The organism is Bacteroides sp. Marseille-P3684 (assembly GCF_900291465.1).
Taxonomy (GTDB): domain Bacteria; phylum Bacteroidota; class Bacteroidia; order Bacteroidales; family Bacteroidaceae; genus Phocaeicola_A.
Window position 1 is genome coordinate 622422 of the sequence record NZ_LT985808.1, and the last position, 21905, is coordinate 644326.

The following is a 21905-nucleotide window of genomic DNA, read 5'->3' on the forward strand; positions in this document are numbered from 1 at the left end:
ACAGACATGAGACTGACTGCTATCAAGACGACACATCCCCACTATCCCTTTGTGGAGGAGCTGTTTCTGGCGGCGTTCCCCGAGAGCGAACGTCGCCCGGTGGAGGCGCAACGCCTCAATGTGGACGGGAACGCCCGTTTCCGTTGTTACCTGCTCACGGAGGACGACGACGAGCGTCCCTTGGGCTTCATCACCGTGTGGGAGCTGGACGGCTTCTACTACGCGGAGCACTTTGCCATCGACCCCACGTTGCGCAACGGAGGCTATGGTTCGCGGGTGATGCAGCACCTGCTGGCAGAGCTCGACCGTCCGCTGGTGCTGGAAGTCGAGGTGCCGGAGGACGAACTGACGCGTCGGCGCGTGGCGTTCTACGAACGGCAGGGCTTCCGCATCTGCGACAAGGACTACGTGCAGCCCCCCTACCGCACCGGTGGCGCATCACTGCCGCTCTATCTCATGGTGGCAGGCGATGCGTCGGCAGAACTGCCTGCCCTGGAGGACGTACGGAAGGGCATCTACCGGGAGGTCTACCGCGTGGACTGCTGAGCGCCTGCGGAGGATGACTCCCCGGACGTCGGTACTTGAAAAGAGACAGCCCGCGTCTTCTCCCCCGAGCTGCCGGCAGCATCAGGCTGTCGGGGCGGAGGGAGAAGGCGCGGGCTGTCCCGTATCTGTCTGTCAGGCTGCCTACTTCTTGCGCAGCAGGGCGTTGAAGTCAGGTGCTGCCATCAGTTCCAGTGCCTTCTGCACGGTGGGTTCGGAGTGGTTGACGACCTGGTAGTACTCGCTCATGCCCCAGATGTCGCGGGCGATGAGTGCCTTGAGCTGGAGGTCGATGAGTGCTTTCGCCTTCTGGTAGCCAGCCTCGTCATACTTGGCGCCCACCTCGTTGCCGTCGGCTATGAGCGCCTGGCGCAGCGACTCGGGAACGGTGAACGAGCGGTCGAAGTCAGCGAACTTCTTGTAGGTCTTCTGTAGCTCATTGCGGTGTCCGTCGACATACTGGAGCGTAGCCTTGATGATGGCGCCCTTTGCCAGCAGCTGACGGTGGTAGTCCGACGAGCGGGTCGTGTCGATGGGGACGAAGTAGTCCGGCATGATGCCTCCGCCACCATAGACGGTGCGGCCGAGCTTCAGCGTGGTGCACTTCAGCGAGTCGGGGAAGTGGATGCTGTCGGCATTGGTCATCTCGCCGCGGTTGTAGCGGTTGATGAGGTCTGCGTTGTAGTTTTCCGGATTGTCGTACGGCTTCTGGATGCAGCGTCCCGAGGGCGTGTAGTAGCGTGCGATGGTGAGCCGTATCATGGAGCCGTCAGGCAGGTCGACGGGGCGTTGCACGAGTCCCTTGCCGAAGGAGCGTCTGCCGACCACGAGGGCACGGTCCCAGTCCTGCACGGAACCCGTGACAATCTCGGCAGCCGAAGCCGTGAACTCATCGACGAGGACAATCAGCTTGCCCGTGCGCATCTGTCCGTTGCCCAGGGCGCGGAACTCGTTGCGCGGGGAGCGGCGTCCCTCGGTGTAGACGATCATCTCGTCGCGCTCCAGGAACTGGTTGGCGAGGCCTACGGCAGCATTCAGGTAGCCGCCTCCGTTGCCTTGCAGGTCGAGCACGAGGTCGCGCATGCCCTGCTTCTTCAGACGCTTGAGGGCGTCCATGAACTCGTCGACGGTCGTTGCGCCGAAGTTGTTGATGCGCACGTAGCCGACGTGGTTGGGGTACATGTATACGGCGTCGATGCTATGGACGGGAATCTTGTCGCGTGTCACGGTGAAGTGCAGCGTCTCGGCGATGCCGCGGCGTACCACACCGAGGTTGACCTGGCTGCCCTTCGGTCCGCGGAGGCGGCGTACGATGGCCTCGTTCTTCATCTTCACGCCGGCGATGGCGGTGTCGTTGACGGAGATGATGCGGTCGCCCGGCAGCAGGCCTGCCTTCTCCGAAGGTCCGTCAGGGATGACCTGGATGACCATCAGCGTGTCCTCGTTCATGTTGAACTGGATGCCTATGCCCTCGAAGTTGCCCTCCAAGGGTTCGTTGAGGCGTTTCACCTCTTCCGCGTTGGCGTAGGTGGAGTGCGGGTCGAGCTGACGGAGCATCTCGATGATGGCGCTCTCCACGAGCTTGTCTTCGTTCACCGGGTCGACATAGAGCTGCTGGATGGCGAACTCGGCTATCTGCAGCTTGCGGGCTGCTGAAAAGTCTTCCGGTTGTTGCTGCTGGGCCTGTGCGCCGATGGCGAGCCACAGCAGGCAGAGTGATAAAAGCTTTCTCATAGTTTGTTTGGTTTTTAACAACCGCCCGGAGGCAGTTGGCGAGCTTGCGCTCTGTTCATGGTAATCTTCTTGTCTGTTTCTTTCTTTATCATAGGGTCCGGCGGACGGGTCGTCGGGTTACCGGCAGGGCAGGCAACCGACCGTACCGCCTTCGGTCATAGTTTCATGCCTTCGGGGAGGAAGCGGCTGACGTCCTTGCCGAAGCTGAGCAGTTCGCGCACGACGCTGGAGCTGATGCTGGTCAGCTCGGGCTCGGTGAACAGCAGGATGGTCTCGATGCCGGAGAGCTGCCGGTTGATGTCGGCGATGGTCTCCTCGTATTCGAAATCCTTCACCGTGCGGATGCCGCGGACGATGAAGCATGCCCCCATTCGGCGGGCGAAGTCGATGGTCAGGTCGCTGTAGGCCTCCACCTGCACGCGCGGCTCGTCGCGGTAAAGGTCGCGTATCATGTCGATGCGCTTCTCCATGGTGAACCACGTGCGTTTGTTCTCGTTGATGCCGATGCCGATGACCACCTCGTCCATGAAGGTGAGTGCACGGCGTACGACGGAGTAGTGTCCGATGGTAAACGGGTCGAACGTGCCCGGGAAGATGGCTCTTTTCATACGGTTGGGTCTGTTAGCTGATGGGGATGCGGGATGCGGACCGGTGGTCCGCCCCTGCACGGTTCGTTGTTTCCGGTTCAATCATTCGCGACGTCTTCCTCCACCACGAGGTTGTTGATGATGAAGTTCTGTCGTTCCATGGTGTTCTTGCCCATGTAGAACTCCAGCAGTTCCTTCACGGTGTCGGTCTTGCGCAGGGTGACTTGTTCCAGACGCATGTCCTTGCCGATGAAGTGCTTGAACTCGTCGGGCGAAATCTCGCCGAGACCCTTGAATCGCGTAATCTCCGGGTTCGGGCTGAGCTTGCGGATGGCAGCCACGCGCTCCTCTTCCGAGTAGCAGTAGATGGTCTCGAACTCCGGCTTTCCCTTCCCCGGGCGCTTGACCTTGTTGCGTACGCGGAAGAGGGGAGTCTGCAGGATGTAGACGTGTCCCTTCTTGATGAGGTCGGGGAAGAACTGGAGGAAGAACGTAATCATCAGCAGGCGGATGTGCATCCCGTCCACATCGGCATCCGTCGCCACGATGACCTTGTTGTAGCGCAGTCCGTCGATGCCGTCCTCGATGTTGAGGGCTGCCTGGAGGAGGTTGAACTCCTCGTTCTCATAGACCACCTTCTTCGTCAGTCCGTAGGAGTTGAGCGGCTTGCCCCGCAGGCTGAACACCGCCTGGGTGTTCACGTCGCGGCTCTTGGTGATGGAGCCGCTCGCCGAGTCGCCCTCGGTGATGAAGATGCAGCTCTCCTCCGTCTTGTCGCCCTTGGTGTCGTTGAAGTGTATGCGGCAGTCGCGCAGCTTGCGGTTGTGCAGGTTCGCCTTCTTGGCGCGCTCGCGTGCCAGCTTGGTGACGCCGGCAATCGCCTTGCGTTCCTTCTCCGACTCCTGGATTTTCTGGAGCATCACTTCCGCCACGTCCGAGTTGATGTGCAGGTAGTTGTCCACCTCCGTCTTGATGAAGTCGCCCACGAACTTGTTGAGGTTCGGTCCGTCGGGCGCCATCTTCAGTGAGCCGAGCTTCACCTTCGTCTGACTCTCGAACACGGGCTCCTGCACGTTGATGGCGATGGCGCCCACCAGTCCGTTGCGGATGTCGGCAAAGTCCATGTTCTTGTTGAAGAACTCCTTGATGGTGCGTGCCAGGTGTTCCTTGAACGCGCTCTGGTGCGTGCCGCCCTGGGTCGTATGCTGTCCGTTGACGAAGGAGTGGTACTCCTCGCCATACTGGTTCGTGTGGGTGAAGGCAATCTCGATGTCCTCCCCCTTCAGGTGTACGATGGGGTAGAGCGGGGTGGCGGTCATGGTGTCGTTGAGCAGGTCCACCAGTCCGTTGCGGGAGACGATGCGCCGGCTGTTGTAGATGATGGCGAGTCCCGTGTTGAGGTACGTGTAGTTGCGCAGCATCGTCTCGATGAACTCGGGGCGGAAGCTGTAGTGCTCGAAGAGCGTGTCGTCCGGTTCGAAAAAGATGTAGGTGCCCGTAGCCTCCTCGGTGTCGGTGGTCGTGTCGCTCTGCAGGACACCCTTGGCAAAGACCGCCTCGCGCACCTTGCCGTCGCGGAAACTGCGCACCACGAAGCGGCTGCTCAGTGCGTTGACCGCCTTCACGCCCACGCCGTTGAGGCCGACGCTCTTCTTGAACGCCTTGCTGTCATACTTGCCTCCGGTGTTGAGCACGCTCACAGCCTCGATGAGCTTGCCTTGGGGGATGCCGCGCCCGTAGTCGCGCACGCTGACCCGCAGGTTGTCCTTCACGCGGACTTCGATTTTCTTCCCCGCGTGCATCTTGAACTCGTCGATGCTGTTGTCGATGACCTCCTTCAGCAGCACGTAGATGCCGTCCTCCGGATAACTGCCGTCGCCCAGCTTGCCGATGTACATGCCGGGTCGGGTCCGCACATGCTCCATGTCGCTCAGGTGCCGGATGTTGTCGTCGGTGTATTCAACCGTTGGTGTTTCTTCCATAAGCACTGTATGTTGGGAGGAACGGGAGTCCGTTCCCCGGATTCAGATTTTCTTTTTGTATGCGCGCCGGCGCTTGTGCTGCCGGTTCTCGAAGTAGTCCCACTGCCGCTGGACCGCCTCGTTGAGCTCCAGCTCGGGGTTGCTCTCCGCCCACTTGTAGCCCTTCCGGTTGTAGACCTTGATGAGGTCGGAGAAGAGCAGTCCGTTGACGCCCTTGTTCTGGTACTCGGGCTTCACGGCGATGAGCAGCAGGTCGAGCGTGTCGGGGTGTTTGAGGAACAGCGTCTTCAGCAGGTGGACCCAGCCGAAGGGGAACATCTTGCCCTTCGCTTTCTGCAGGGCACGCGAGAGCGAGGGCATCGTCACGCCCACCGCAATCAGTTCCCCCGCCTTGTCGGTGACCAGGGTCACCAGGTCGAGGTCGAGGATGGGCAGGTACATCTTCACGTACTGGTCAATCTGTCCCTGGCTGAGGGGGGAGTAGCCGTAGAGCGGGGCATACGCCTCGTTCACCAGCTCGAATATCTTTTGTCCATATTCCCGGGCGATTTTCTTGGCTGACCGGTACTTCTTGATTTCCAGTCCGTACTTCTGCTGCACCAGGGCGGCGATGCGGCGGTGCTTCTCCGGTTCCTCCTCGGGCACGCGGATGCGGTATTCCACCCAGTCGGCGTCCTTCTCCAGTCCGTATGCCTCCATGTGCGCGGGGTAGTAGGGGTAGTTGTAGATGGCCGCCATCGTACTCAGCTGGTCAAAGCCCTCGATGAGCATGCCCTCGGCGTCCATATCGGTGAATCCCAGGGGACCGTGCATGGTGTCCATGCCCCGTTGGCGTCCCCACTCCTCGACCGTGCGGAGCAGGGCCTCCGACACTTCCCGGTCGTCGATGAAGTCTATCCAGCCGAAGCGCACGTTCTTCACGCCCCACTTCTCGTTGGCGCGTCGGTTGATGATGGCTGCCACGCGTCCCACCAGACGCCCGTCCTTGTAGGCGAGGAAGTAGTCTGCCTCGCAGAACTCAAAGGCGGCATTCTTCTGCGGATTGAACGTGTGGAGCATGTCGTCCAGCAGGTCGGGCACGGAGTATGGGTTGTGTTTGTACAGCTCGTAGTTGAACCGGATGAACGTCTTGAGTTCCTTCGGCGTCGTCACTTTCTTGATTGTTATAGCCATTCTTATTTAGTCTTTCACAAGCGTTTGAACGTGCAAAGATAGTGAATCGGACTTATTGTCTGTCTGTTTCGTCCGAAGAATTAGGAGCTTTTTTGCATTTGACGATGACTTTCCGTCCGTCGGCAAGGGTCGTGGCGAAGAGATAGATGTCTCCGCCCTCGCGCAGCTTGAGCCGGCGGCGCAGCTCCGCCACCGTCGACGGGAAGTTGCGCACCGTCAGGTTCGCCTGCCCGATGCCGTCGGTGAGGGCCTTCAGCTCCCGTTTGCCGAAGCCGGAGACTGCCTCGACGGTGAAGGCGCGTCCCGGGAACCCCTCGGCAGGGCGGTCCGACGTGTAGAGATGGCTGTTGGGGTGCAGCTTCGAGAGGCGGAAGCGGACGGCGGGCGAGCGGAAAGCCCCTGCCTTGAGGAGCGAGGCGTTCGGTTCGTAGAGGTAGCTGCCCACTGCCGGGGCGAGCGGACAGGCGGCGGCCTGCTCCTCGGCGGAGGTGAAGACGTAGCGTTGCACCCCGGCGGCGAAGTTCACGCAGTGGAACACCGGACCCCCGTCCGCCGGTCCGTCCGTCAGCAGGAACAGCAGCTCCCGGCACTCGTTGTGCACCGACACCACGTGCACCTGCCTTACGCCCGGCAGGAGCTGTACAGCCCGTGCGATGTCGAGCATGGGCGAGAGCTTCACCAGCACCCGTCGCCCCTTGCGCAGCAGGCGGTCGTGCAGGGCGGCGACGTCGGGCGTGCAGTCGGTGATGTCCACCGTGCGGCCCCCGTGGGCATCGCGCCGTGCCGGGTCGAGGAAGAGGGCGTCGACAGGCTCCATCGCGTCGAGGAACGCTTCCGCCTCCCCCTCGTGCACCCTCACGTGCGGGCAGCCCAGCAGGGGCAGGTTGTGCCGTGCCAGCGCGCACAGCTCCGGTTGCCGTTCCACGTACGTGGCGTGGGTGAAGCCCTGTGCCAGGTAGGAGCAGTCGACGCCGAAGCCGCCCGTCAGGTCCGTCAGGCTCTCGCCCCCGCCCAGCACCTCCGCCTTGTAGGCGGCAGTCAGCTCCGAGGAGCATTGTTCCAGCGGAAGATGAGGCGGGTAGAGCACCCCTTCGGTCGTGCTCCAGCGGGGCAGCTTGCGCCGTGCCACCTGCCAGCCGGCTATCTGCTGCAAGGCTGCCGTCAGGTCCACGCCCTCCGAGGGCCGTGCCTGCAGGGCGAGTGTGCGCACATCGTCCGTGCGGTGCAGGCGGATGAACGCGAGTGTCTGTGGGGAAAGAGGAAGTTCCATGATGTGTGTCGTCGGATGGTTCTGTCGGGAGGCAAAGGTACGAAAAAGTCCCGTTCTCACGCTTTCGCTTTGGCGGATAGGGGCGAATGTGTATCTTTGCCCGTACCAAAACCAGTAACAACAGATAGCTATGTCTTTATTCCGAGTGCTTCTCTCCATCATTTTCCCGCCCCTTGCGGTGCTCGACAAGGGCTGCGGCTCCGTGCTCATCGTTTTCCTCCTGACGCTCTGCGGATGGATTCCCGGCGTGATTGCCGCGTTGGTCATCCTGAACAAACAGGAAGGATGATTTTAATTGACAATGGACAATTGACAATTGACAATTGCCCTGTGGCGTGGAAACGATTCCACCAGGCGATAATTGTCCATTGTCAATTATCAATTGTCAATTGATAAAGGTCGCCCCTACATTTTCCCCATGATTGTTTTGTCAAAACGACACAATTTTCCTGGTTTTGCCGTCCTATTTTCCCGATTTACCGTTTTCTGCTAACGCACATTTTTGCAAAATCGTCCCAATTAGGAAATCACGCGTTAAATATTTTAAGATACGTCCGTCAGAACACATCAGAATAAACGGTTATTCACACAATTATACTCTTTCTAACGCGGAAAAACCATCCGTCGCACCCATTTTTACGCTCAAAAGCACCTGTGACTGCTTTCGTACGGACGCGTCCGCACCACCGTACCGACGTGTCCGCACCGTCGTAGTCGTTCGTCCGTACGAAAACAGGGACCTGTTTTCATTTTTCAGCGACCCAGGGGGCACGATTCCGAAGGTGTGAAATTGCGTCTGTCTGAAGAAAAAGACCGGCGGAAGGGAACGGATGAGGCGGAGGATGCTGTAAAAAGAAAGGCAAAAGGCGAAAAGTACGACAAGGTGTATTTCGCGAATCGCCCGAGAAGGCCCTTCCCGGTCACCAATCCGTATTTTGGCGCAAGGAAGGCCCCTCTCGGGCGATTCGTTTGACAATTTGACAAATTGATACCTTCGTTGGAATGCATCCACAGCCTGTCCCGGAAGGAGGAGGGGAGGCGGCGTTCAGCGTCCATTGGCTGGCGATATTCCAGCAAGAGAAAAAAAGGAGAGCAGGCTTTGAACGGTGGGGACAAAACAGTTAAATTTACGGACGCTAACAGTAACAGACTATTGACTATGGAATATAATTTGAGACGTGCGGCTGCCCGGATGATGATGTTTCTGGGCATGCTTCTCCTGACGCAGAAGGCGTTTTCCCAGGATGAATCTTTATTTACTTCCGACTGGCGGGACCCGGCGACGGGGGACTGGCTGATGGGCTTCCGCCCCGAGGCCGTGGTGTACGATTGCCGCGTGTGGAACTACCGGACGAAGGTGCCGGAGGGCGACGGATGGGCGCTGCTGCTGGAGAGCGGCGGCGAGACGTTGCAGGTGAAGGTGGGCAGGGAGGAAGACGGACGGCGGAGCATCGCCGTGGACGGACGTCCTGCCACGGTCTGCGAGAAGCTGCCGGGGAGAGTGATGCCTGATTATCCGACGGCGGACGGACGGGGATTTACGGACAACGGTTACCGTGTGGACTCGGTGACGGTCTGCGGATGGTATGTGAACCGCCCCGCGAAGCTGCAGGGGAAAGGGCAGACGTTCGAGGTGACATACACGGACGTGCTGACGGCAAAGGAGAGGCGGGTGACGGCACCGCTGGACTCGCTGGGGAGGTTCCGTGTGACGTTCCCGGTGCTGAACACGCAGGAGGTGTTCCTCGACTGGCGGCGCATCGCGGTGCACACGGTCGTGGAGCCGGGAGAGACCTACTTCCTGCTCTGTGACTTCGGCAGTGGGCGACGCCTGTTCATGGGCAGGGACAGCCGCCTGCCGAACGAGCTGCTGGCGCATGAGACATCGTTCCGGAGTCCGCTGTATCAGGACCCCCGGAAGCAGAAGATGGGGCTGGAGGAGCAGACGGCGCTGGGCGACAAGGTCCTGGAGCAGAGGGAGGCGCTGCTCGACAGCCTGACGGGGTGCCACCCGACGCTGTCGGAGCGTTACCGGGCGTACTTCCGGGGGAATGTGCTGATGGACAATGCGCGCAACATCGGCCAGGCACGGTTCTTCTCGCCGGACTTCCGTCTGCCGCGGACGGTCTCGGACCACTTGGCGGAGCGTTACTGGTCACGGATGCCACAGCCTTACACGGTCCACGCACAGGCGTTTGCCTCTTTCGTCCGTGATTTTCTGGACGACCGGATGGAGTACTGCGGGCTGCGCGCCTCGGTCCGTCCGGACGAGCTGGTGTGTGAGGGCTTCATCCGTGCGTCGGAGGAGGAGCGTCAGCTGATGGAGGCGTACAGCGTGGCGTTCCGGGGGCTGGAGGCAGCGTTGGCGAAGGAGGCGGACGAGGCGTTGCGCGATTCGCTGGTGCACCGGTTCCGGCGGGAACAGGCGGAGGCGCTGGCCTATCTGGACGTGCTGATGGACGACGAGGAGACGGGGGCGGTTATTCGCCGGGAGCTGATGAGGAGTGCGCTCGCCAGCCAGTGTACGTTGCTCGACACGCTGGGCTGCACCGGGGCGTTGCGGGACATCTGCCTGACGAACTTCTTCCATGCGTACCTGGACAACAACCGGCATTCGCTTCCGCAGGAGCTGCTCACGTCGGTAGAGGAGCTCATCGGAATGGAAAGCGCGAGGGACCTGCTGCTCGCCGAGCAGGCGCACTATGTGGCACTGGAGGAGTCGCCCGTCCCCGATGCGGAGAGCCTGAAGTCGGCTGACGTGGTGGCGGGACTGACGGACGGCGGGGAGATATTGGACCGGTTGCTGGCGCCGTACCGGGGCAGGCCGGTGCTCATAGACGTATGGGGGACGTGGTGCGGTCCGTGCAAGGAGGCCCTGTCCCACTCGCAGGAGCTGTATGAGGCGTTGGCACCCTACGGGGTGGTCTGTCTCTACCTGGCGAACAACAGTCCGATGGAGTCATGGAGGAACGTCATCCGTGAATACCGGCTGACGGGCAGTCACTGTGCCCACTACAACCTCCCGCCGGAGCAGCAGGCAGCCGTCGAGTCGGTACTGGGAGTGCGGTCTTACCCCACATACAGACTTGCCGACCGGACGGGCCGTGTGCTCGATGTGCCGGCTGACCCGCGCCGTCTGGCAGCGTTGCTGGAGTCGGTGAAGGGGGTTGCCGGTCAGGAGTGAGTCGGACGTCGCATGTCCAGGATGAGGTCGATGAACTCCTGCGGCAGGCTGACGTTGGGCAGGTCGACGGCGTCGGCAAAGAGTGGGGCAATGTCCCGTGCGCGGAACCCGGCGATGCCGCAGCCGATGCGTGTCACGAGGAAGTGCAGCCCGGGGTGTGTCCGTGCGAAGGCGATGAACTCGTCGGTGTAAGGTCGTATGGCGTCGATACCTCCGTGCATGGTCGGTATGCCGTAGGACTGTCCCTGCAGTCCGTTCCCCTGTCCGAGGACGGCTCCGAAGCGTCGCCAGGCGAGGAGTGCGGCTCCTCCCCCGTGCATGCCTTCGAGGTTGCTGCCGAAGACGAAGATTTCATTTTCCTTCAGTCGGGTGATGAGTTTGGGAGTAATCCCGCATGCGTGGTTGCCGGTGTTCATGATGATGAAGAATTAGGAAGGGTGAAACAAAAGATGGTTGTTGTCAGAGTCCGCGTCGGACGAACTGGTGACGGCCTGCGGGGAGGGGACGACGGCTTTTCTGCTGTGGTATCCCCGTGCCGGAACCGTGGTCCCCGGCTGCCCCTGTCTGCGGACGGAAGGAGCCGCCGCGGTGCCCGAATCGGTGACAAGTAACGTAAAAATCCCCTGCAAACGTTTGGCTTACAGGGGATTAGCAGTGGACCAGCCTGGGCTTGAACCAGGGACCTCCAGATTATGAGTCTGTTGCTCTAACCAACTGAGCTACAAGTCCAGGAAAACACGCATTGTTTTCGCTGCAAAAGTAGATATTTGCGACGAATTATGCAAGAGCGGGCTTTAAAAAAGTGGAAGACAGCGAGGAGGCACGGCTTTTTTTCCATACCTTTGCGCCCGATTATGACAAGAACTACAACAGATTTCATGGATAACGGTATACGGAACCTTGTGTTCGATTTCGGCGGAGTGCTCATTGACATCGACCCCCGCCGCTGCGTGGAGGAATTTGAGAAGCTGGGCTTCGGTCCGGCGGAAGAGTTGATAGGAAAGTATTGGCAGCGAGGGGTCTTCCGCGACTTCGAACTGGGGAACGTCTCCTCCGAGGTCTTCTGCCAGTCGGTCCGCAACGAGGCAGGACGGCGGGTGACGGACGAGGAAATCATCGCGGCGTGGAACGCCATGCTGTGCGACATCGCACCCGCGAAACTCGAACGGCTCCTCGAACTGAGAACGGACTATAAGGTTTACCTGCTTAGCAACACGAACGTACTCCACTGGGAGGCGGCACGCCGCCTCTTCGCCCGAGGAGGACACTCCCTGCAGGACTATTTCGACGACGTCTTCCTCTCCTTCGAGATGCACCAGGCGAAACCCGATGCCGGTATCTTCCAGTCGCTTGCCATGCGGACGGGGCTTTTCCCCCACGAGACGCTGCTCATCGACGACGCGTCCGCCAACTGCGACGTGGCACGCTCGCTGGGGTGGCACACGCACTGTGTGAACCCCGGGGAAGACTGGACTTCCACGATTTAAAACCACTACCGCTATGAACACCAAACCCTGTGTCGCTACAATCGGATTCTTTGACGGCGTGCACCGAGGACACCAGTTCCTCATCAGCCGTGTGAAACACTTGGCGCAGGAGCTGGGGCTGGAGTCGGTCATCATCACCTTCCCGGAGCATCCGCGGACGGTGATACAGCCGGGCTTCCGCATGCAGCTCCTCTCGACCCCGGAGGACAAGTACCGTCTGCTGAGGGAGCAGGGTGTGGACCGCATCGTCGAGCTGCCTTTCACACGCGAGCTGTCGTGCTACACGGCACGCGAGTTCATGCTGGAGGTACTGCAGCGCCGGTTGAAGGTCGACACGCTGGTCATCGGCTACGACCACCGCTTCGGGCACAACCGCAGCGAGGGCTTCGAGGACTACCGGCGTTATGGTGAGGAGATGGGCATGAAGGTGGTGCATGCCGAGGTCTGTGTGGTCGACGGGGTGACAGTGAGCTCGTCGGCTGTCCGCCGCTTCCTGGGAGGAGGCGAGGTGACGATTGCCGCCCATTGTCTGGGCTACGAGTATTACCTGGAGGGGACGGTGGTCGACGGTTTCAAGGTCGGACGGACCCTGGGCTTCCCCACGGCGAACCTGCGTGTGGACTGTCCTGACAAGCTGGTGCCTGCCGACGGGGTCTATGCCGTCCGTGTCCGGGTGGACGGGGCGGAGCATGCCGGGATGCTCAACATCGGGGTGCGTCCCACGGTGGACAACGGACGCGAACGTTCGGTGGAGGTACACATCCTGCATTTCTCGGGCGACCTGTACGGTCACCGCATGCGTGTCACCTTCGTGCAGCGTATCCGCAACGAACAGAAGTTCGCCGGGCTGGACGGACTCATGGCGCAGCTCCGTCGCGATGCCGAGGAGGTCGAGCGCATCTTCAGTAATCCTTCTCAATCCTGATAGCCGTATGAAAAAAGCCGTATTCCTTGTTCTTCTTTACTTCGTCTGCCAGTTTGCGGCGACGTTGCCCTTCGTGTTCCTGCATTTGCTCCGGGATGTGCCCGAACCGTTGTCGCTGACGGACCCGGCTGAGCTGGGGCTGTCGGTCCTGCTGTCGAACGTGCTGATGATAGCCCATCTGCTCTATTGGAAGTACGTGCGCCTGGGCGTGCGTTCGCTGACGGAAGTCCCTCCGCGGATGCTGCTGGTGTGCGTTCCGCTGGTGCTGTCGGCGATGTTCGTGCTCAATGCGTTCAACGAGTGGCTGGATCTGCCCAACTGGGGCGAGGCATCCTTTGAGGGGATGAGCCGCACGGTGTGGGGACTGCTGGCGATAGTGGCGGGTGCTCCGCTGGTGGAGGAGATGTTGTTCCGCGGCGGTGTGATGAACCTGCTCCATCGTTCAGGCTACGGTCCGAAGGCGATGGTCGTGTGGTCGGCGTTGCTGTTCGGTCTGTTCCACATCAATCCGGCGCAGATTCCGTTTGCCTTCCTGCTGGGCCTGCTGCTGGGTTGGCTTTACTGGCGGACGGGCAGCCTGTTGCCGGGCATCCTGTGCCACTTCATCAACAACGCGCTGGGTGCACTTGTGCTCCGTTCGGAGCATGCCGACGCCCGCCTTGTCGACCTGATGGGCGGCACGGGTCCGCTCCTCGCAGGTGTCGCCGTGGCAGCGGTGGTGTTTGCCGTCTCCCTCTTCTACGCCCGTCGTTGGCTGAAGGTGGTGAATGGAACGTTTGACTGAGTGCCGTCCTTCCCCCCTTTCCTTTCCCTTTCACGGATTAAACGTGGTATATCCCTTCAGTTCAGTGCGCAGGGCGTCGGACTTGCCATGGACCAGCTTGTCGAGCAGTGCCCAGAAGCGGGGGCTGTGGTTCATCTCCACGGTGTGGCACAGCTCGTGGAGGATGACATAGTCGACCAGGTGCTCGGGCAGGAGCACGAGCGAGCAGGACAGGTTGATGTCCCGACGTGCGGAACAGCTGCCCCAACGGCCTTTGCTCGTATTGATTTTCACGCTTTGGAAGGGCAGTCCCGCCTGCTCCGACAGGCGGCGGATGCGTGGCGGAAGCACCTCTTTGGCACGTCGGCGCAATGTCTCCTGGATGATGCCGCGCAGCCACGGCTGCATGCCTTCGTCATGGAAGTCGGTGCCGGGCGGACAGAGCAGGGTGAAGTCGCCCTCGCGGCTGCGCATCTGGAACCCCTTGCTTCCGCCATACTCCACGTGGAAGCGGAAGAGCGGGGCGTCGATGCGGAAGTCCGGGTCGACGAAGGTGGAGGGGCGCAGCTGTTGCAGCCGCTGCCTGACTTCCGTGCGACAGGAGTCGAGGAACAGGCGGATGCGTGCTTCGAGCGTGCCGGGAGGTACGGTGACGATGATGTGTCCGTTGGATTCGATACGGAGGATGAGCCGGCGCGCCCGTCGGTTGATGCGGATGTAGACGGTGCCGAACTCGGAGTCGGTGATTTTGAACAGTTCTGCCATAGCGGTGCAAAGGTACGCATAAAAACTCTGACGGACCACTGCTCACGCGGTAGTCCGTCAGGGTATTGTATTCTACAAATGTTGAGAGAATTGAAACTTCACAGCCTCGTTATTCTTTGTTCTTGTAAGCATGAATTGTTTACAGTCTTAAGCAAATGAATTGTTTCTATAATAAAGCAAATAAAATTCCTTGTTCTCACTCCTTCCGGCTTCTGGCGGCGGCGGGCACCATCGTGTGCGTAAGCTGCCGGATGAACGCGTGGTTCATGTCGCCGGTGAAGTTGATGACCGTGAACTGTTTCCCTACCTGGCGGAGCAGCACCAGCTCGACAATCTCGGTCTTGTGCTCGCGGACGAAGATGCGGCAGTGGTCCTTCCCTTCGTCATACGAAGCCAGTTCCTTGAAACGGGCGGAGTTCTTCCGTGCCATCTCTTCGGCATGCTTGAAGTAAGTCTTGCCCTGCCTGCCGGCATTGACAATCTGCATGCTCTTCAGGCGCGAGATGATGTCCGCCATTCCGGTCGTGTCGTTTTCACCGATGCCGTGGTCGAGAATCTCCTCCATCATTTTCGGGCTGACGCTGATGCAGTGCAGGAGGCTGTCGCCCTCATGCTCCGCCATGTAACGTGAGGCGAAGTCCTGTGCCTGCGTGCCTGTGGCGATGAGTGCCAGCAGACACACGGTGAGCCATGTGCGTCTCATTGGACTGCCTGTTTAGGGGCGGTGTCGGCGACGCTGTCACTGTCATGCACCTGCGATTTCTGGAAACTCTCCGACACGATCTGCAATGCCTCCGAGACGGTCCCATAGGCCGACTGCGGGTCGGTGTAGGTGTCCTGGTAAGCGTCGTAGTTGTAGTCGGTCTGTCGGCTGCGGTCAAAGGAGTGCTGGGCGACCGTGCCCAGCGACAGCATGACGGCAACGACGGCGGCTGCCTTGAAGAGGGGCATCATGCGGCGGCGCATCGGGAGGCGGCGTGCCTTGACGCTCGGACGTTCGACCTGCGCAAGGATGCGCTCGTCGAAGTCTTCGCCCAGGTGCAGGTCCGCAGCTGCATCTTCGTAGGCAAACAGACTCTTGTAGGGAAGCAAATGAGCAGGTACTTCTTTCTGCCGGAAGAAGGCACGCAAGATTTGCTCTTCCTCCACGGAGGTTTCGCAAGCCCAATAGCGTTCGAGTAACTGTTCAATATACTTATAGTCCATAGTCGTTTATTTCGGTGTATTGTTGTTTTATCTTCTGGCGGGCGCGGAACAGGTTGACTTTCACTTGCTCTTCGCTCACGCCGACGATGTCGGCTATCTCCTTGTAGCTTTTCCCTTCGACGTCCCGCAGCTGGAGGATGGTGCGCTGCTTCTCGGGCAGCCCGCTGATGAGGCGGTGGATGAGCGCCATCTGCTCATTGCGTACGCAGAGCGAGTAGGGGTCGGCACTGTCGGGGGTGTTGGCATTGCTCTCGGTCAGTTCCTCGTTTTGGGATTCCTTGAGCTGGCTCCGGTCGATGGCGAGATTCCGGCAGACCGTGAGGCAGTAAGCCTCCACCGATTCCATGCCTTCCCACTCATCGCGGCGTCCCCACACCCGCAGCATCGTTTCCTGTACGACATCTTCTGCTTCCGCACGGTTCATGGTGATGCGGAGTGCCAGCCTGAAGAGCTTGTCCTTAAGCGGCAGGATATCGTTTCGGAAGTTGATAGCTTGCATCGTGTTTCTATATAGATGACGGTCGACTGGCTGAAAAGTTACAGGGGATGGGTGAATTTTTTTTGCTTAAGCCTGGATGAGGGTGCCGGAGTGCCCGTCGATGGCGTCGGCGCGTGTGATGATGACGCGCTTCACGCCGGCTTCGATGGCGGCAAGGGCATTCTCAATCTTGGGTATCATGCCGCCGGCGATGGTGCCGTCGGCGGTGAGTGCCTCGAAGCTCCGGCGGTTGAGGCTGGGGATGACGCTGTCCTCGTCGTCGGGGTCGCGCAGCACGCCTTTCTTCTCGAAGCAGTAGACGAGCGTCACGTCAAACCGGGCAGCGAGTGCCCGGGCTGTCTCTGAGGCGATGGTGTCGGCGTTGGTGTTGAGCAGGTTCCCGGCGCCATCGTGCGTCAGGGGTGCCATGACGGGGACTACGCCGCGGGCAATGAGGTCGCCCAGCAGACGGGCGTCCACCCGCTCGACGTCGCCCACGTAGCCATAGTCGATGTCTTTCACGGGGCGTTTCACCGAGCGGATGACGTCCATGTCGGCTCCGGTCAGTCCCAGGGCGTTCACGCCGCGTGCCTGGAGTCCGGCGACAATGTTCTTGTTGACGAGTCCGCCGTAGACCATCGTGACCACGCGGAGGGTTTCAGCGTCGGTGATGCGGCGTCCGTCGACCATGCGGCTTTCGATGCCGAGCTGTTCGGCAATCCGGGTAGCCGAGCGTCCGCCACCATGTACGAGCAGTTTGTGCCCGCTGATGGCGGCGAAGTCGGTGAGCAGGCGTTGGAGGCTGGACGCCTCCTCTACAATCTTTCCGCCTACTTTGATGAGGGTAAGTGAGGGCATAGAATCCTGTTTAGTTAATGAGTGTAAGGGTCAGTGAATGCTTGCCGCCTACTCCAGGTACGTGTACCCGTAAAGCCCGGAGCGGTAGTTGGAGAGGAACTCCTTGCCCTCCTCCAACGAAATCTTTCCTGACTTCACGGACTTGGTGACCCAGGTCTCCAGGGTGCGGACGAGCTTCTTGGGGCTGTACTGCACGTAGTCCAGCACCTCTGCCACGGTCTCGCCATCGATGAGCTGGTCGATGCTGTAGCCCTTGTCGTTCACGCTGATGTGTACGGCGTTCGTGTCACCGAAGAGGTTGTGGAGGTCGCCCAATATCTCCTGGTAGGCACCCACGAGGAATACACCTATATAATATGGGTCCTTCCCCTTGAGCGAATGCACGGGGAGGAAGTTCGAGATGTTGCGGGTCGAGATGAAGTTCGCAATCTTCCCGTCCGAGTCGCACGTGATGTCCTGCAACGTCGCGGAGCGGTCGGGGCGTTCGTCGAGGCGCTGGATGGGCATGATGGGGAACAGCTGGTCGATAGCCCACGAGTCGGGCAGTGACTGGAAGAGGGAGAAGTTGCAGAAGTACTTGTCCGCCAACAGTTTTCCCAGCGAGTGAAGTTCCTCGGGGGCATGCTTCAGCCGTTGCGCCATCTGGTGTATCTCACGGGTGACCGACCAGTAGAGACGCTCGATTTGCGCGCGCGTCTTCAGGTCGACGATGCCGTGGCTGAAGAGGTCGAGTGCCTCCTCGCGTATCTGCTGCGCGTCGTGCCAGGCTTCGAGCATGCGGCTCTGGTTGAGGTTGTCCCAGATGTCGTACAGCTCCTGCACCAGCTCGTGGTCGTCGGGGCTGACCTCCCACTCCTCGTCCATCTCGGGCAGGCTCGCCGTTTCGAGCACCTCGAAGATGAGCACCGAGTGGTGGGCGGTCAGGGCGCGTCCGCTCTCGGTGATGATGTTCGGATGGGGGATGTTGTTCTTGTCGGCGACGTCGACAAAGGTCGATATGGAGTCGTTGACGTACTCCTGGATGGAGTAGTTCACGCTGCTCTCGCTGCTCGACGAGCGTGTCCCGTCATAGTCCACGCCCAGGCCTCCGCCGATGTCGACGAACTCCACGTTGAAGCCCATGGCGTGCAGCTGCACATAGAACTGCGAAGCCTCGCGCAGGGCGGTCTTGATGCGGCGTATCTTGGTGATCTGGCTACCGATGTGGAAGTGGATGAGGCGCAGGCAGTCCTTCATGTCCTTCTCCTCCAGGATTTGCAGCGCTTCGAGCAGTTCGCTCGACGTGAGTCCGAACTTGCTGGCGTCGCCGCCGCTCTCCTCCCACTTGCCGCTGCCCGACGAGGCGAGCTTGATGCGTATGCCCAGGTTCGGCCGTACGTTCAGCTGCTTGGCAAGGCGGGCGATGAGCTGGAGCTCGTTCATCTTCTCCACGACGAGGAAGATGCGCTTGCCCATCTTCTGGGCGAGCAGGGCGAGCTCGATGTAGCTCTCGTCCTTGTAGCCGTTGCAGATGATGAGCGAGTCGCTGTCGGTGTTCATGGCTATCACCGCATGCAGCTCAGGCTTCGAGCCTGCCTCCAGTCCGAGGTTGAACTTCTTGCCGTGGCTGATGATTTCTTCCACCACGGGGCGCATCTGGTTGACCTTGATGGGGTAGATGATGAAGTTCTGCGCCTTGTATCCGTATTCCTCGGAGGCAATCTGGAAGCAGCGGGCAGTCTTCTCGATGCGGTTGTCCAGGATGTCCGGGAAGCGGACTAGTACCGGGGCTGACATGTCACGCAGCTGAAGCTCGTTCATGAGTTCCTTCAGGTCGACGCTGACGCCGTCCTTGCGGGGGGTGACTACGACATGTCCCTTCTCGTTGATACCGAAGTAGGAAGTGCCCCAACCTGTGATGTTGTAGAGCTCTTCGGAGTCCTCAATACGCCATTTTCTCATTTCTAGTCTGTGTAAGTGTTTGTTTTATAGGTTTAACATAGTTCGCAATTGTTCGAGTGACGCTTGTATCTGCTGGCGGGTCTCCAGCAGGTTCACGTCGAAGATGTAGTTGGCACGCTCGTAGAACGGTGCCCGCCGGGCGAGCGACTCGATGATGTAGGCACGCATCTCCTCGTCGGTCTTGCCGGCGAGCAGGGGGCGCTTCTGCCTGCCCGGCAGCAGGTGGCGGAAGAGCACCTCGGGCGTCGCCTTCAGGTAGACGGTCTGTGCCTGGCGGTTCATGTAGTCGATGTTGTCGAAGAAGCAGGGAGTGCCGCCGCCGGCAGCAATCACCACGTCCTCAAACTCCGCCACCTCGTGGAGCATCTCGTGCTCGATGCGGCGGAAGCCCTCTTCACCCCGTTCCTCGAAGAGCCGGGTCACGGTGCGGCAGAAACGGTTCTCGATGTACCAGTCGAGGTCGAAGAAGGGCAGGCCCAACTCCCGGGCGAGGGCGTTGCCCAGCGTTGTCTTGCCGGAGCCCATGTACCCGATCAGGATGATTCTTGTCATTACGTATGTTGTAGGGACGCACGGTGGGTGCGTCAGGGTTGTTTGATGTCTGTTGGTTGTTCTCTCCGCCGGTGTGCAGGCGGACGGTCTCCCCTCCGTCGGGGAAGGCTCACTTGCGCTTGGCGAACCGGCGGCCCTTCGTCGAGACGGGTTTCTCGTCCTGCTCCTTGATGATGGCAAGGCAGTCGGCAAGCTCCAGGTCCTTGGGTTCCACCTTCAGTGTCTTGGGCAGACGGTAGTTGTTGCCCTTGTAGGTGATGTAGGGACCGTAGCGTCCGTTGAGAATCTCCAGCTCCGGCTCCTCGTCAAAGCGCTTGATGTGCTTCTGCGCCTCGGCGGCACGCTTGGCAACGATTAGCTCCACGGCCTCGTCGTAGCTGAAGGTCATGGGGTCGGCGCCCTTCGGCAGGGAGATGAACTTCCCGTCGTGACGCACGTACGGACCGAACTTGCCCGTCCCGATGATGACCGGCTTGCCCTCGTAGTCGTCGAGCGTGCGGGGCAGCTTGAACAGCTCCAGCGCCTCGTCGAGCGTGATGGTCTCGATGGACTGGCCCTTGTTGATTTGCGCGAAGCGGGGCTTCTCCTCGTCGTCCGCCGAACCAATCTGTACCACGGGACCGAAGCGTCCGATTTTCACGAACACCGGACGGCCGCTGACGGGGTCGGTGCCCAGTTCGCGTTCGCCCACCTTGTGCTCGGTCTTCACGGCAAGGGTCTGCTCGACCATCGGTTCGAACTCGCCGTAGAACTGGCGGATGAGCGTGGTCCACTGCTTGTCGCCCTCGGCTACCTCGTCAAACTCCTTTTCCACGCTGGCGGTGAAGTTGTAGTCCATGATTCCGGGGAAGTATTGCAGCAGGAAGTCGTTGACCACCGTGCCCACGTCGGTGGGCAGCAGCTTGCCCTTCTCGCTGCCGGCGGTCTCGCTCCGCGTGGCGGTGGTGAGTCGCCCTCCGCTCAGGGTGAGGACCTTGTAGGTACGTTCCTTGCCGGGCTTGTCGCCCTTCTCGACGTAGCCGCGCTGCTGGATGGTGGAGATGGTCGGAGCGTAGGTCGACGGGCGTCCGATGCCCAGCTCCTCGAGCTTGCGCACGAGACTCGCCTCGGTGTAGCGCGGCGGGTGCTGCGTGAAGCGTTCCTGAGCCACGATGCGTCCGCAGTCGAGCTTCTGCCCCTTCTTGAGCGGGGGCAGCAGGCGGCTCTCGTCTTCCGTCTCCTCGTCGTCGAGCGACTCGCGGTAGACACGCAGGAAACCGTCGAAGGTCACCACTTCGCCCGTAGCGACGAAGGTCTCGCTCATGCCCGTGAGGGCGATGGTCGCCGTGGTCTTCTCCAGTTCGGCGTCCGCCATCTGGGAGGCGATGGTGCGCTTCCAGATGAGGTCATAGAGCCTTCGTTCCGCCGAGTCCGCCTCGATGGTCTGGTGCTCCATGTAGGTCGGGCGGATGGCCTCGTGCGCCTCCTGCGCTCCCTTGCTCTTGGTGGTGAACTGACGTGTCTGCACGTAGCGTTCGCCCATGAGCTGTGTGATGGCCTCGCGGCTGGTGCCGATGGCGAGCGAAGAGAGGTTCACCGAGTCGGTACGCATGTAGGTGATGAATCCGGATTCATAGAGCCGTTGGGCGACCATCATGGTCTGCGCCACGGTGAAGCCTAGCTTGCGTGCCGCCTCCTGTTGGAGGGTGGAGGTGGTGAAGGGCGGTGCCGGCGACTTTTTCATCGGACGGGTGGTGATGTCCTGCACGGTGAACTCCGTGTGTCGGCACTTCTCCAGGAATGCCTTCGCCTCGTCCTCGGTCTTGAAGCGGGTGTTCAGCTCGGCACGTATCTCGGCGGGCCGTCCGTCGGCGTCGGTGGTCGAGAAGACGGCGGTCACACGGAAGGACGCTTCGCTGTGGAATGCCTGGATTTCCCGTTCGCGCTCGACGATGAGGCGGACGGCGACGGACTGCACCCGTCCCGCAGAGAGGGCAGGCTTGACCTTCCGCCAGAGCACGGGCGAGAGCTTGAAGCCGACGATGCGGTCGAGCACCCGTCGTGCCTGCTGCGCGTTGACGAGGTTGATATCGATGTCCCGCGGATGCTCGATGGCGCGCAGGATGGCATTCTTGGTGATTTCGTGGAACACGATGCGCTTGGTGTTCTCAGGCTTCAGTCCCAGCACTTCATAGAGGTGCCAGGAGATGGCCTCTCCCTCGCGGTCCTCATCGGACGCAAGCCACACCATGTCTGCTTTCTTGGCTTCCTGTTTGAGTTCGCTGACCAGTTTCTTCTTCTCGGCAGGGATTTCATAGTCGGGTTCGAAGGTGTCGGTATTGATGCTGAACTCTTTCTTCTTCAGGTCGCGGATATGACCGTAACTGGAGAGCACTTTATAGTCCTTTCCCAGAAACTTCTCGATGGTTTTAGCCTTGGCAGGTGACTCAACAATGACCAGATTCTTTTGCATGTGTG

20 protein-coding genes and 1 tRNA gene are annotated in these 21905 nt (G+C 60.4%); 6 read left to right on the top strand and 15 right to left on the bottom strand.

Features of this window, described 5'->3' with window-relative positions:
* Nucleotides 1-6: 6 nt before the first annotated feature.
* Nucleotides 7-546, top strand: coding sequence for a GNAT family N-acetyltransferase (locus C8275_RS02435; protein WP_106483954.1), 540 nt, complete (start codon nucleotides 7-9; stop codon nucleotides 544-546).
* 141 nt (nucleotides 547-687) lie between these two features.
* Here C8275_RS02435 and C8275_RS02440 read toward each other — a convergent pair whose 3' ends face one another.
* The 5 genes from C8275_RS02440 to C8275_RS02460 form a co-directional block, all read right to left on the bottom strand.
* A complete protein-coding gene (locus C8275_RS02440) occupies nucleotides 688-2277 on the bottom strand; it encodes a S41 family peptidase (RefSeq protein WP_106483955.1) in 1590 nt (529 codons plus the stop codon).
* 155 nt (nucleotides 2278-2432) lie between these two features.
* Complete coding sequence (gene coaD, locus C8275_RS02445; protein ID WP_106483956.1) at nucleotides 2433-2885, bottom strand: pantetheine-phosphate adenylyltransferase; 453 nt, start codon at nucleotides 2883-2885, stop codon at nucleotides 2433-2435.
* Between the two features lie 77 nt (nucleotides 2886-2962).
* A complete protein-coding gene (locus C8275_RS02450) occupies nucleotides 2963-4846 on the bottom strand; it encodes a DNA topoisomerase IV subunit B (protein ID WP_106483957.1) in 1884 nt (627 codons plus the stop codon).
* 42 nt (nucleotides 4847-4888) lie between these two features.
* Nucleotides 4889-6019, bottom strand: coding sequence for an N-acetyltransferase (locus C8275_RS02455; protein ID WP_106483958.1), 1131 nt, complete (start codon nucleotides 6017-6019; stop codon nucleotides 4889-4891).
* 52 nt (nucleotides 6020-6071) lie between these two features.
* On the bottom strand, nucleotides 6072-7289 hold the full coding sequence (locus tag C8275_RS02460; protein WP_106483959.1) for a class I SAM-dependent methyltransferase: 1218 nt from the start codon (nucleotides 7287-7289) through the stop codon (nucleotides 6072-6074).
* Nucleotides 7290-7419: 130 nt separating this feature from the next.
* On the opposite strand from C8275_RS02460, the gene C8275_RS02465 reads away from it, so the two are divergent.
* Together C8275_RS02465 and C8275_RS02475 are read left to right on the top strand one after the other, a co-directional pair.
* Nucleotides 7420-7578 (top strand): YqaE/Pmp3 family membrane protein, encoded by a 159-nt coding sequence (locus C8275_RS02465; RefSeq protein ID WP_106483960.1) that lies wholly within the window; start codon nucleotides 7420-7422, stop codon nucleotides 7576-7578.
* 870 nt (nucleotides 7579-8448) lie between these two features.
* The gene (locus tag C8275_RS02475) at nucleotides 8449-10473 is read left to right on the top strand and encodes a TlpA family protein disulfide reductase (RefSeq protein WP_157948140.1); all 2025 of its coding nucleotides are present in this window, start codon (nucleotides 8449-8451) and stop codon (nucleotides 10471-10473) included.
* Here the strand turns inward: C8275_RS02475 and C8275_RS02480 are convergent.
* Together C8275_RS02480 and C8275_RS02485 are read right to left on the bottom strand one after the other, a co-directional pair.
* Complete coding sequence (locus C8275_RS02480; RefSeq protein WP_106483963.1) at nucleotides 10464-10889, bottom strand: hypothetical protein; 426 nt, start codon at nucleotides 10887-10889, stop codon at nucleotides 10464-10466. The genes C8275_RS02475 and C8275_RS02480 overlap by 10 nt on opposite strands.
* A 239-nt stretch (nucleotides 10890-11128) precedes the next feature.
* A tRNA-Ile gene (locus C8275_RS02485) sits at nucleotides 11129-11202 on the bottom strand.
* A 149-nt stretch (nucleotides 11203-11351) separates the two neighbouring features.
* Here C8275_RS02485 and C8275_RS02490 point away from each other — a divergent pair.
* From C8275_RS02490 to C8275_RS02500, 3 genes are read left to right on the top strand one after another with little or no spacing between them, the layout of a single operon-like run.
* Nucleotides 11352-11960 (top strand): HAD family phosphatase, encoded by a 609-nt coding sequence (locus C8275_RS02490; RefSeq protein WP_157948141.1) that lies wholly within the window; start codon nucleotides 11352-11354, stop codon nucleotides 11958-11960.
* 13 nt (nucleotides 11961-11973) lie between these two features.
* The gene (locus C8275_RS02495; protein ID WP_106483965.1) at nucleotides 11974-12885 is read left to right on the top strand and encodes a bifunctional riboflavin kinase/FAD synthetase; all 912 of its coding nucleotides are present in this window, start codon (nucleotides 11974-11976) and stop codon (nucleotides 12883-12885) included.
* A gap of 7 nt (nucleotides 12886-12892) precedes the next feature.
* Nucleotides 12893-13669, top strand: coding sequence for a CPBP family intramembrane glutamic endopeptidase (locus C8275_RS02500; RefSeq protein WP_157948142.1), 777 nt, complete (start codon nucleotides 12893-12895; stop codon nucleotides 13667-13669).
* 30 nt (nucleotides 13670-13699) lie between these two features.
* Here the strand turns inward: C8275_RS02500 and C8275_RS02505 are convergent, their stop codons facing one another.
* The 8 genes from C8275_RS02505 to topA all read right to left on the bottom strand — a co-directional run bounded on the left by C8275_RS02505 (nucleotide 13700) and on the right by topA (nucleotide 21900).
* Nucleotides 13700-14413 (bottom strand): M48 family metallopeptidase, encoded by a 714-nt coding sequence (locus C8275_RS02505; RefSeq protein WP_106483967.1) that lies wholly within the window; start codon nucleotides 14411-14413, stop codon nucleotides 13700-13702.
* Between the two features lie 196 nt (nucleotides 14414-14609).
* Nucleotides 14610-15116: a DUF4252 domain-containing protein gene (locus tag C8275_RS02510; protein ID WP_106483968.1), complete on the bottom strand. Its 507-nt coding sequence runs from the start codon at nucleotides 15114-15116 to the stop codon at nucleotides 14610-14612.
* Entirely contained in the window at nucleotides 15113-15619 is a 507-nt protein-coding gene (locus C8275_RS02515) for a hypothetical protein (protein WP_022383958.1), read from the bottom strand. The genes C8275_RS02510 and C8275_RS02515 overlap by 4 nt, the downstream gene beginning before the upstream one ends.
* Nucleotides 15609-16118: an RNA polymerase sigma factor gene (locus tag C8275_RS02520; RefSeq protein ID WP_106483969.1), complete on the bottom strand. Its 510-nt coding sequence runs from the start codon at nucleotides 16116-16118 to the stop codon at nucleotides 15609-15611. Before C8275_RS02520 ends, C8275_RS02515 begins: the two co-directional genes overlap by 11 nt.
* A 66-nt stretch (nucleotides 16119-16184) precedes the next feature.
* Complete coding sequence (argB, locus tag C8275_RS02525; protein WP_106483970.1) at nucleotides 16185-16955, bottom strand: acetylglutamate kinase; 771 nt, start codon at nucleotides 16953-16955, stop codon at nucleotides 16185-16187.
* Between the two features lie 48 nt (nucleotides 16956-17003).
* Entirely contained in the window at nucleotides 17004-18896 is a 1893-nt protein-coding gene (speA, locus tag C8275_RS02530; protein ID WP_022383955.1) for a biosynthetic arginine decarboxylase, read from the bottom strand.
* Between the two features lie 24 nt (nucleotides 18897-18920).
* The gene (locus C8275_RS02535; RefSeq protein WP_106483971.1) at nucleotides 18921-19448 is read right to left on the bottom strand and encodes a shikimate kinase; all 528 of its coding nucleotides are present in this window, start codon (nucleotides 19446-19448) and stop codon (nucleotides 18921-18923) included.
* A gap of 109 nt (nucleotides 19449-19557) precedes the next feature.
* A complete protein-coding gene (gene topA, locus C8275_RS02540; RefSeq protein ID WP_106483972.1) occupies nucleotides 19558-21900 on the bottom strand; it encodes a type I DNA topoisomerase in 2343 nt (780 codons plus the stop codon).
* Nucleotides 21901-21905: the final 5 nt, after the last annotated feature.